This window comes from Winogradskyella eckloniae (assembly GCF_013249045.1).
GTDB classification, from domain to species: domain Bacteria; phylum Bacteroidota; class Bacteroidia; order Flavobacteriales; family Flavobacteriaceae; genus Winogradskyella; species Winogradskyella eckloniae.
On sequence record NZ_JABRWP010000009.1, the window covers coordinates 135,887 to 147,497 of the forward strand.

Sequence of the window (11,611 nt, forward strand, 5' to 3'; positions counted from 1 at the left end):
GTGCAAGAAAACTTCGAAATTTATATACATAAAAACCTGTCTTTTTTAAAGGAGGCTAAACTACTCATTGCTATTTCTGGTGGAATAGACAGTGTGGTTTTAGCACATTTATGCCAAAACTTGAATCTGAATTTTTCACTAGCACACTGTAATTTTAATTTAAGAGCAGAGGAAAGTGACAAAGATGAAGCCTTTGTTGTGGAATTAGCTGAAGATTTAAATGTTGAAGTTTTTATTCAAAATTTTGATACAGAAGCCTATGTCACAGAACATAAGCGTTCCATTCAAATGGCAGCACGAGAGTTGCGTTACGATTGGTTTAAGGAATTGGCAGCACAATTAAATTTCGATTTTATTCTCACAGCGCATCATGCAGATGATAATCTAGAAACCTTTCTCATCAACTTTACAAGAGGAACAGGGTTGAATGGTTTAACCGGAATCCCAATAGTGAATGAAAATGTGGTTAGACCATTGTTGCCATTTTCTAGAATTCAAATTGAAGCCTTTGCAAAAGTAAATCAAATTACTTGGCGAGAAGATGCGAGTAATGCGTCTAGAAAATATCTTAGAAATAAGTTAAGACACGAAGTAGTGCCGATTTTAAAAGAAATCAATCCGCAGTTACTGGATAGTTTTCAAAATACGTTGAGCCATCTTAACGATACACAACTGATTGTTGAAGACCAATTAATGGATTTTAAAAAGCGAGCTATTATTTCGGAAGATGATTTAGGAACTACCTATAAGATTTCAGAATTTAAAGCCGTTAAAAATCCTAAAGCTTATTTATTTGAGCTATTTAAAAATTATGGATTCACAGAGTGGAATGATGTCGTGGATTTATTAGATGCACAATCTGGGAAGTTGGTAAAGTCTAATTCGCATCGTTTAATAAAGCATCGTGAGTTTTTAATTCTAACTGATTTAAATGATTCTGAGCGAAGAGAAGCATCTCTTTTGGTTTCAGAAAACGATAACGAAGTAGAAACACTATTTGGTAATATGTGTTTTAATGAAGTTGATACGATTTCTGAAACATCAAACCACATCATTTACGTTGATAAAGACCTATTAAAATTTCCATTAAAATTAAGACTTTGGAAGGAAGGAGATACTTTTCAACCTATAGGAATGACAGGTAAAAAGAAGATTAGCAAATACCTAAAAGACGAAAAATGTTCATTGGTTGAAAAAGAAAATACTTGGGTGTTAACTTCAGAAAATAAAGTAATTTGGGTCGTTGGTAAACGTGCAGACGAACGGTTTAAAGTAAAAACTAATACAAAAGCAATACTTAAAGTTACTGTTTAATATTATTGATTTAAGTAATTGTAATAAAATATAATAGGTTTAAAATTAGTCTATTCAAATAATAGAAATAAATTATATAATTTGAAATTAAAAGGAAACATCGTAGACATTGAGAATCGTAATATCTTTAAAGGAGAAATCACGATTAAAGATGGAAAAATTGCAGCTATCATAAAGAAAGATTGTGAAGAGAATCATTTCATTTTACCAGGTTTTGTAGATGCACATATTCATATTGAAAGCTCAATGTTGGTGCCAAGTGAATTTGCAAAAATTGCTGTAAATCACGGAACTGTTGCTACCGTTTCTGATCCACACGAAATAGCCAATGTGCTTGGTGTAAAAGGTGTGGAGTTTATGATTGAAAACGGAAAACAAACGCCTTTTAAATTCAATTTTGGAGCACCTTCTTGTGTGCCAGCAACAAGTTTTGAATCTGCAGGAGCTATTATAGATTCTGACGATATTAAAGCCTTAATGGAAAATTCAGATATTAAATATTTGGCCGAAATGATGAATTATCCAGGCGTTATTTATGATGATGCGGAAGTGCTAAAGAAATTAGAATGGGCAAAACAGTATAATAAACCAATTGATGGTCATGCACCTGGATTGCGAGGCGACGATTTAGCAAAGTATATTTCAGCGGGAATTTCAACAGATCACGAGTGTTTTTCATTTGATGAAGGTTTAGAAAAACTTCAAAAAGGCATGAAAGTCATTATTAGAGAAGGTAGTGCTGCCAAAAATTTTGAAGCTTTAATCGGGTTGCTAGATAATCATTATCAAAACATGATGTTTTGTAGCGACGATAAACATCCAGATGATTTGTTATTAGGTCACATCAATCAAATTTGCGCAAGAGCTGTTGCTATAGGTAATGATGTTTTTAAAGTTTTACAAGCGGCTTGTGTAAACCCTGTAAAACATTACAACTTAGATGTTGGGTTACTAAATGTTGGCGACGATGCGGATTGTATTATTGTGGAAGATTTAAAAGACTTTAAAACGCTTCAAACGTATATTAATGGCGAATTGGTTTCGGATAATGGTGTTTCAAAAGTGGAACATGTGGCGTTTGAAAATCTTAATAATTTCAACACCTCTAAAAAAGAAGTTTCAGATTTTAAACTAGAATCTAAGGCGAAAGAAATTAGAGTGATAGAATGCTTAGATGGCGAATTAATTACCAACGAAATTATCGCTGAATCTACAATAAAAGACGGCAATTTAGTGTCTAATATAGATACTGACATCTTAAAAATGACGGTTGTAAATCGTTATAATAATGATAAGCCAGCAATTGCATTTATTAAAAACTACGGACTAAAAGAAGGTGCTATTGCGAGTTCTGTTGGTCACGATTCGCATAATGTCATCGCTATTGGTGTTTCGGATGAAGCTATTTGCAAAGCGGTTAATCTTTTAATTGAAAATGAAGGTGGTATTTGTGCGATTTCAGATACGGACGAAAAAGTAATTCCGTTACCAGTAGCAGGTATTATGAGCGACCAAAATGCGGAAGTTATAGGTAAGCATTATTCCGAATTAGATAAAATGGCAAAGCAATTAGGTAGTAAACTTCATGCGCCTTATATGAGTTTATCTTTTATGGCTTTATTGGTTATTCCTGCTTTAAAACTAAGTGACAAAGGGCTGTTTGATGGCGGGAAGTTTGAATTTACTCCTGTAGAAGTGTCCTGAATTTTAACACTAAGAAGCTAATTAAATTATTAAATTGCAACAAAATCATCAATCATGAAAAATATACTATTCGCTGTGGCTTTGTTGTGCACAGCAATTGGTAGTGCGCAGTTAAGATCTACAAGTAGCGTCACAGTTGGAGGATCAGGTGACTACACAAATCAGCCTTATGTGCCACAAGCAAAGTTTTCGCGTACTCAGACCATTTATTATCCAGATCAAATTAAATTTAATGGAGAGATTACGGGTTTGCGGTTTTTTACAGCATTTTCTAATTCAACAACGTCGCCTGCGCCAAATTCAAATTTAATTTTAAAAATAGGGCATACCACCAAGGATGAGTTCGTGGCTGGAGATGGATTTATTGCAGATGAGGATTTAACTGAAATCGGTATTTCTACTTATTATGCCAATGCTTATGAGTTTATTTTAATTTTTGATACGTCTTTTAATTATAATGGTATCGATAATTTGGTAATTGATGTAGAGGATGTGAATCCTGGTTATTCGTCAAGTGCTTTATCGGGTTGGCAAGGCACTGAAAATTTTAATAATCCACCAACACGAAGTCGAGTAAGTATTACCGAAGAGTTTGATGATGGTTCTACATCAACCTCTGTGTTGTTGCAAAATTCTTATGCTAAAACACGTTTCGATGGTAATTTGCAAACATGCCAGACCGTTTCGGTATCTAGTATGGATAATATAACAAGTACCTCTGCGGAGTTTACGCTCAATGATATTCCTGACGCAAATCATTACAGATATGTTATTACGGAAGCAGGAGAGGATATTCCCGAAAGTTACACTATAACTAACGATTTAACGTTTTCTGTGTCTGGTTTATTACCATCGCAAGACTATTATGTTAATGTGAAAACGGATTGTGATGCTTTTGGTGTTACAGCAGGTTATCGTAGTTTTTATTTTAAAACACGACCAGAAGCTTTGACATTACCTTATATAATAGATTTTGAATCTGATTTTAATCGGGATTATGCAGTACCTAATTATGGTGTAGAAATAAATGCTGAGGCTGCTCATGCTAGTGCGTATGGTATGATGCTTAATGGACCAGGTTATCCGCAATATCTCAATTGGAATGATTATGGTGATCCATTCGAAGAAAATCAGGATTTTATAAGAACTTTATCTATAGATGTTGATCTTACACAAAATGCCATTGATCCTATTCTAAGATTTGATATTAGTCAAACCTCGCAAGCGTATTTACGTGTAAAAATTAAAGCGTTTGCAGATGATAATATATATACTGGTGTTGCTGAGGATTTTATTTATAATGCTGCTTTTGAGGATAATGATTTTAAAACAGTCTCTATAGATTTGTCTCAATATGTTGGAGAACTTATCACTATTAAGCTGGAAAACGTTAGTAAGTCTACCACCAGAAAAACCTATTTAGACAATATTCAATTGTTAGAAAATGACTGTGAGAAGATCGTCAACATTTCAGCGCTTAGTACATTAGACAGTATTGCCTTGCAATGGGACGCAACAGCTATGGGTAACTATGAAGTCATAGCGGCAGAATTTGAAGAAAATCCTGGTGTAGATTATATGTCTTCAGCGACTAATACTCATGTGTTTTCAGGTTTAACGGCTGCAACATCGTACAAGCTTTTTGTTAGAAATAGTTGTGCTGTATCACAGTCGCCATGGAAAAAAATATATGCATCTACAGATCCTGAATACTTAGAATTAGGTTATGATACCTATTTTAATAACGATTCGTCATTAGAAACTGACGTGATTTCGGTATTGCATAGCGAATCTTCTAAGTTAGAGTTTGTGAATTATTCTGTGTACGACAGATTGGTGCTTCATCAACGCGATTCTAATGCAGAATGGGTTGGAGGAGAAACAACTACAGAATCACAAGCGTGGAATGATAATAAAGATTTTTTAACAGCGCTTAAATTTAAAATTGATGGTGCAACTTTAGTTGATGGTAATGTAGAAATAGAGTTTAGGCAATTGCATCATTTTAGTTCTACTCCAGCAAATTCATGGTTTAGAATATTGATAAATGGTGTGCAATATGGACCTAGTTACAATCCAATAACAAGATATCAAGATCCTATTACCACATTAAGTATTGATTTGGATGCCTACTTAGGAGATGATATTGTTTTTGAATTACAACATGTTGGTCGTACTAAAGATTATTTTTCTCTAACTCCAATTGGAGGAGATGGCACTTTAATTAATAGAATTGCCTTTACTGGTAATGCGTTGTCAGTTGCAGATGAGAATAGGTCTTTAGTAAGATTATACCCTAATCCTGTATCGTCTAAGGTGTTTGTAGAAGGGCTTCAGTACAATAGCGATATAACCATTTTAGATGTAAACGGAAGAGTTTTAAAGTCGTTTAAGTCTTTGGATGGTAGTGTTTCTTTAGATGTTTCCGAATATAATTCAGGATTGTATTTTGCTGAAATAGCTTCAGATAATAAAGTGCAGACTTATAGATTCATAAAACATTAAACTAAGGCATTATAAAATCAACTACTATGTTAATTAGAAAAACAATTTCAATTCTTATTTTGTGTATATGCTTTTTAGGGTGTAAATCCAAAATAGAAACTACAGATAAAACTTCAGAAACAATAAATAATATTGCTAATGAGGATAATGATGTTGCTAAGGAAGTTTACAGCCCAAAGGATCATTATACGAAGCAAGAGGTGATGATAGCTATGCGAGATGGTGTAAAATTGCATACCACAATTTATACGCCAAAAGATAGGTCAAAAACGTATCCTATACTTATGAAGCGCACACCTTATAGTTGTCGACCTTACGGTGAAAATGAATTTCCTAGTAAAGTTGGTCCAAATAAATACCTTATGGAAGAAGGTAATATTATGGTCTATCAAGATGTGAGAGGACGTTGGAATAGTGAAGGTGTGTATGATAATATGCGAGCGTACATACCTAATAAAACAGGCAAGCAATTTGATGAAGCTAGTGATACATATGATACCATTGAGTGGTTGGTAAATAATGTGGAGAATAATAATGGTAATGTTGGGACTTATGGTATTTCGTATCCAGGATTTTATGCGACGTATTCTTTGTTAGACTCGCATCCTGCGTTAAAAGCGGTTTCGCCACAAGCTTGTATTGGAGATTTCTTTTTTGATGATTTTATTCATAATGGTGCATTTTTGTTAAGCTATTGGAGGGCAACTTCTGTTTTTGGTTATATGAAAGATCAGCCAACAACAGAGCCATGGTATAATTTTCCAGATATAGGCACGGAAGACCAACATCAATTCTTTTTAGATCATATGCCACTAAGTAAGTTGAATCATTTTTATGGAGAAGACAATGTGTTTATGGAGCAAATAAAAACCCATGTCACGTACGATGATTTTTGGAAAGCGCGTGGCATTATTCAGCATTTAAAAGATATTAAACCAGCAACGATGATTGTAGGTGGCTTGTTTGACGCTGAAGATTTATATGGACCATTTAATACCTATAAAAGTATTGAAAACAACAGCGAAAACTATAACACCGTTGTTTTTGGGCCTTGGAGTCATGGTGATTGGTCAAGAACTAAAGAGCGACAAGTAATTGGAAACATTCACTTTGGAGATAGTATCTCAGATCGTTTTCAAAAAAATGTTGAAACAAAATTCTTTAATCACTTTCTAAAAGGTGAAGCTAATGGTGAATCAGGTTTGCCGGAAGCTAGCATGTTTAATACTGGTACAAAGCAATGGGAATCATTTGCGTCTTGGCCACCAGAAAACACAGTTAAGGAAAGTTATTTTTTGCAACCAAATGAGCGTTTAACGCAACGCGCTAATCGTATGATGGCGACTTCAGTCTTTATTAGCGATCCTAAAAAGCCTGTGCCTTACACGGAAGATATAAAAGTTGGGTTTACACCACGTAAATTCATGACAGACGATCAGCGTTTTGCATCGAGACGACCAGATGTTTTAACCTTTGAAACTGAAATTTTAGAAAACGATGTAACCCTTGCTGGTGATATTTTAGCAAAGTTGAAGGTGTCCACAACAGGAACAGCAGCTGACTGGATAGTTAAGGTGGTTGATGTGTTTCCGGCTGATATGGAAAATACAGAAGACGTACAAGATCATTTAAAACTGAGTAATTATCATATGATGGTTAGGAGTGAAGTGTTGCGTGGACGTTTTAGAAACAGTATGTCTAAGCCAGAACCATTTGTGCCTAATGCGAAAACTGCAGTAAATTTGAAGCTTCAAGATGTGTTTCATACCTTTAAGAAAGGACATAAAATTCAGGTGCAAGTTCAGAGTACATTTTTCCCTTACATAGACGCAAATCCACAAACGTATGTCGATAATATCTTTGAAGCGAAAGAATCCGATTTTCAAAAGCATACGCATAAAGTTTATAATGATTCAGCCATTGAGTTTACGATACTTAAATAATTAATGTCTTGAGTACGTCACTATTAATGATTTTTTGAGGAACGAAAAAATAGTGTCGAGAAGCTTTGATTAAAATACTGATAACAACATAGAATGCCAATAATAGAACCAACCTATAAACCACCATTTTGGGCAAAAACGAGTTTTATATCTACTGTATTCTCTGGTTTAGCACGAAGCGTTGAAGGTGTTGAGCAAACAAGGGAACGCATTACATTGCCAGATACAGATTTTTTAGATTTAGATTGGAGCTATGCTAAACAAAAATCTAATAAGGTTATTGTGTTATTGCATGGTTTAGAAGGTAGTGCGCAGCGACCATATATAAAAGGTACAGCAAAGCTGTTTAATGAAAATAACATCGATGCAGTTGGCGTGAATTTTAGAGGTTGTAGCGGTGAGCCAAATCGCTTGTTTAGAAGTTATCATTCTGGAGCAACTGAAGATTTAGAAGCAGTTATGCATCATGTTTTATCCAAAGGTATTTATGATGAAATTTATATAAAAGGCATTAGTCTTGGTGCAAATATGGCTTTAAAATATGTGGGTGAAAGAGACGATGTGCCAAAAGAATTAAAAGCTGTTATAGCGGTTTCTGCACCTTGCTTTTTAAAAGGATCATGTGAGGCATTGTTGCGTTTTAAAAATAAACATTATGCCATTCGGTTTCTGGCACATTTAAAAGAGAAACTGAAACCAAAATTAGAGCAATTCCCTCAAAATATTACAAATAAGGATTTTAATTCAATTAAAACTTTAATAGATTTTGATGATGTGTATACGTCAAAAGCACATGGTTTTGATGGTGCTTTAGACTACTATGACAAGGCGAGTTGCTTGCAATTTCTTCCAAATATTAAAGTCCCTTCATTAATAATAAATGCGCTTAACGATTCATTTTTGTCGCCAGAATGTTTTCCTATTAAGGAAGCAAAACACAATTCAAATTTGTTTTTAGAAATGCCAAAATATGGAGGTCATGTTGGTTTTATAGATAAAGCGAATGTGTATTATAACGAAAGACGTGCTTTGGAGTTTGTGAACAAGCTACCTTGAGTGAAAATCTTTTCATAACTTTAAAATCAAATAAATCGAAAAGTATGAAGTTCCTCAAATCATTTCAGAATAAAACAGCATTAACATCTATTTCTCTAAACTCTGTTTTAGGAATTGCTTTTATGTCGATAATATTGGTGTCGTGTAATAGTTTGAAAACTGCAGTTTTTGACCAATATGCTTATCAACAAGCTATTTCTTTAAAGGTAGAAGGCCTTAATGTAATGAATGAGGCTGTAAATGATTATATGACACATGAAGCAGAAGTTGAAACACTACAATTAGATCTTCAAAAAATGGTTGAATACGAAAAGAACAAGCCAAACAATGAAGTTAGTTATGCCATGTGGAAAACAATCGCAAATGAAGATCGAAACTTATTAGCTGGATTTCTGAAGCGTTGGAAGGAAAAGCACCAATTGTCTCAGGTGTTTATAGACGAAGCGAAAATTCAAGTTGCAGAAGCACTTGATCTTATTATTAAATATGAAGGTCAAAAGAATAAGACCAATGAAGCTAATATTCTTAATTTTTTATCTAACAACTAACAACTATTAACTAATATGGACATAGAAGAACTATTAAAGCTGTTAAAAGACGAATTACTAGTAGTTTTGGGAGAAAATTATGGTGATTTCAAAAAAGAAACCAAAGCAGATGTTGAGGCGTTTTTAACGCTGTCAAAGGTTAAAATTGAACGTTGGACGAAGTTGTTGCAAGCAGGTGAGTTAACGGGAGACGACTATAAATGGTTGTTAGAAAGTCAAAAAGATGTGTTGGTCTTAAATGCGCTATATCAAGCTGGAGTTTCTAAATTGCGCTTAGGGCATTTAAAAAATAAGATTATAAAAACTATTGTAAATACAGTGCTTGCGGTTGTTGTGTAACGCTGAGAGTATTTATTTAGCGCATGAGCTTAATTATTCTTTGAATGCTATTGTAAATACGTCGTGACTTCCTGGTAAATAAAAAGACAGAAACTTTTAAATATTGTATTTAGAAGTTTTTTTTATGTGTTTAAGGTAGGGAATGAATAAGATTTACGTCTTCCTTTTGTGATTTTCAATATGCTCAATTTTTTGTAATATCGATTAGGAATCGACAAAATATTGACTTTTTTTATGGCTAAAATTCTCGATTTAGCAATAATTGCTTCTGTTTATAATCGTCTTTTAATCTGATTTTTTTGAAATATTCATCTTGTTATAGATAATAAAAAGTGGTTCGTCGGATTTTTATAGGCTAAAAGTCTTAACGTGAAAACTCTTGTTAATTTTATCCCAATATTAGTTGATGCATAACTCCTAAAAGTGCAAAAATTAGTGTTGTATTACAATGAACTCTATTTAAACTATTTATTTAAATAAAGTTATTTAACTTTCTACAAATTAATATTATTAACGAACACTTATTTAGTATGAAACAAAAGTACCTAAGGCAGTCTAGGATTAGATTTGCACTTTTATTATTCTTTGCTTCAATGCTGTCTGTCTGGGCGGGAACTGAAGGTAATTATGATGAAAATGGAGTGGAAATATCTAGCGATATCGCCTCTAAAGATTCATTCGATTTAATGGCCACGTCGTGTGGTTCGGTAACTGGAATTTATATTTATGATCAAGCAACGGATGCGTCAGCTTATGGACCTATTCCAAACAATGCTCAGATAAATATTAATTCACTTCCTAGTAATTATTATCTAGTAGCGCACACCGCAGGAACTGTAGGTAGTGTAAAATTTACATTAGGTAACACTTCAATCATCGAAAACGTTAGTTTGTTTACGTTTCCGGCAGGTGGTACAAATTGGAATGCAGGTGTCGGTTCTTATACGGTAACAGTAAAAGCGTATAAAGAAGATGGTGCTTCTGGGCAATTATGTGATACGGATGTATATTCTTTCGATATTGTAGGAGGCTCTTCAGCTATAGTTCCGCCTAGTAGCCCAAATTGTTCGTCTGGTGCTTTTTTATGGGAAAATAATATTGACGTTAATAATTTAACTGGTAATTCTGGAATTCCAGAAGCTGATGTTAGGTTAAAAGATGGAGGAGATACTCAGTTTACGATTCCTGGACCATATCCTGCAGAATTTAATAGTGCAGTAACTGTGTCTTTAGACGAGGTTGTCTCATGGGATGGATACACAAATCGAGTAAATATATCTCAAGGTAATGAAAAATGGAAAGTTGTATTCAAAAAGAACGGTAGTGTTGTTTTTGAGTCTTCATATACGCAAGATGTTGCAGATAATGTGAGATCGGCAGAATGGGTTGGTCCATTAGAAACAGATGTGTTTTTACCGAATGGTACAGATGAAATTATTATTGTGCATTATGAGGATTCGCAATTAGGAGAAGGTTCAATAGACGGAGTTTCTAACTCAGTAGCACCTTCATCTATTTGTATATCTTATGAAGCGCCAGAGATTGTAGTGCCTAGTAGCCCTACATGTGATAACGGTTCTTTCTTATGGGAAAATAATATAGATGTTACTAATTTAGAAGGTCCAAATTTAATTCCAGTAGCTGATTTAAGATTAAAGGATGGTGGTGACACAAAGTTTACGATTCCAGGTCCTTATCCAAGTGAGTTTAATGATGCAGTAACAGTATCGTTAGATGAAGTTGTGTCTTGGGATGGTTATGGAACTCGAGCGAGTTCAGATCAAAGGTTTGAAAAATGGAAAGTTGTTTTTAAGAAGAATGGAAATGTGGTATTTGAATCTTCTTATACACAAGATGTGCCAGACAATGTCATTTCAGCGGAATGGGTTGGTTCATTAGAGTCTAATATTTTCTTGCCAAATGGTACTGATGAAATAATAATTGTTCATATTGAAGACCCAACCTTAGGTGAAGGGTCTGTTTATGGTTCTTCTAATTCAGTTGTGCCATCGTCTATTTGTATTTCATATGAGTCAGCTCCTGCATCATTAGGAGATACAGTATTCTTGGATGAAGACGAAGATGGTATTCAAGATCCAGGAGAAGAAGGTGTTGCAGGTGTTACAGTAAACTTATTAGATTGTAACAACAACCAATTAGCAACAACAACTACAGATGCTAACGGTAACTATTCATTTACAG

Annotated in this window: 8 protein-coding genes; all 8 read left to right on the forward strand. The window is 34.1% G+C overall.

Annotated features, from left to right (window positions below):
- Entirely contained in the window at nt 1–1,314 is a 1,314-nt protein-coding gene (gene tilS, locus HNV08_RS14325) for a tRNA lysidine(34) synthetase TilS (protein ID WP_173282042.1), read from the forward strand.
- Nucleotides 1,315–1,395: 81 nt separating this feature from the next.
- Complete coding sequence (ade, locus tag HNV08_RS14330) at nt 1,396–3,018, forward strand: adenine deaminase (protein ID WP_173282043.1); 1,623 nt, start codon at nt 1,396–1,398, stop codon at nt 3,016–3,018.
- A 54-nt stretch (nt 3,019–3,072) separates the two neighbouring features.
- The gene (locus HNV08_RS14335; RefSeq protein ID WP_173282044.1) at nt 3,073–5,523 is read left to right on the forward strand and encodes a T9SS type A sorting domain-containing protein; all 2,451 of its coding nucleotides are present in this window, start codon (nt 3,073–3,075) and stop codon (nt 5,521–5,523) included.
- A gap of 203 nt (nt 5,524–5,726) precedes the next feature.
- Nucleotides 5,727–7,466 (forward strand): CocE/NonD family hydrolase, encoded by a 1,740-nt coding sequence (locus HNV08_RS14340; RefSeq protein ID WP_241697235.1) that lies wholly within the window; start codon nt 5,727–5,729, stop codon nt 7,464–7,466.
- 93 nt (nt 7,467–7,559) lie between these two features.
- On the forward strand, nt 7,560–8,522 hold the full coding sequence (locus HNV08_RS14345; RefSeq protein WP_173282046.1) for a YheT family hydrolase: 963 nt from the start codon (nt 7,560–7,562) through the stop codon (nt 8,520–8,522).
- Between the two features lie 44 nt (nt 8,523–8,566).
- On the forward strand, nt 8,567–9,070 hold the full coding sequence (locus HNV08_RS14350; RefSeq protein ID WP_173282047.1) for a hypothetical protein: 504 nt from the start codon (nt 8,567–8,569) through the stop codon (nt 9,068–9,070).
- A 15-nt stretch (nt 9,071–9,085) separates the two neighbouring features.
- The gene (locus tag HNV08_RS14355; protein ID WP_173282048.1) at nt 9,086–9,409 is read left to right on the forward strand and encodes a hypothetical protein; all 324 of its coding nucleotides are present in this window, start codon (nt 9,086–9,088) and stop codon (nt 9,407–9,409) included.
- 530 nt (nt 9,410–9,939) lie between these two features.
- Nucleotides 9,940–11,611: SdrD B-like domain-containing protein (locus HNV08_RS14360; protein ID WP_173282049.1), on the forward strand; the 1,672-nt coding region annotated here is incomplete at its 3' end.

What these genes read in the sequence shown, in the direction of transcription:
- HNV08_RS14340 (WP_241697235.1), top strand. Translation starts at nt 5,727, where the DNA reads ATGATAGCTATGCGAGATGGTGTAAAATTGCATACCACAATTTATACG.
- HNV08_RS14335 (WP_173282044.1), top strand. Translation starts at nt 3,073, where the DNA reads ATGAAAAATATACTATTCGCTGTGGCTTTGTTGTGCACAGCAATTGGT.
- HNV08_RS14350 (WP_173282047.1), top strand. Translation starts at nt 8,567, where the DNA reads ATGAAGTTCCTCAAATCATTTCAGAATAAAACAGCATTAACATCTATT.
- HNV08_RS14345 (WP_173282046.1), top strand. Translation starts at nt 7,560, where the DNA reads ATGCCAATAATAGAACCAACCTATAAACCACCATTTTGGGCAAAAACG.
- HNV08_RS14355 (WP_173282048.1), top strand. Translation starts at nt 9,086, where the DNA reads ATGGACATAGAAGAACTATTAAAGCTGTTAAAAGACGAATTACTAGTA.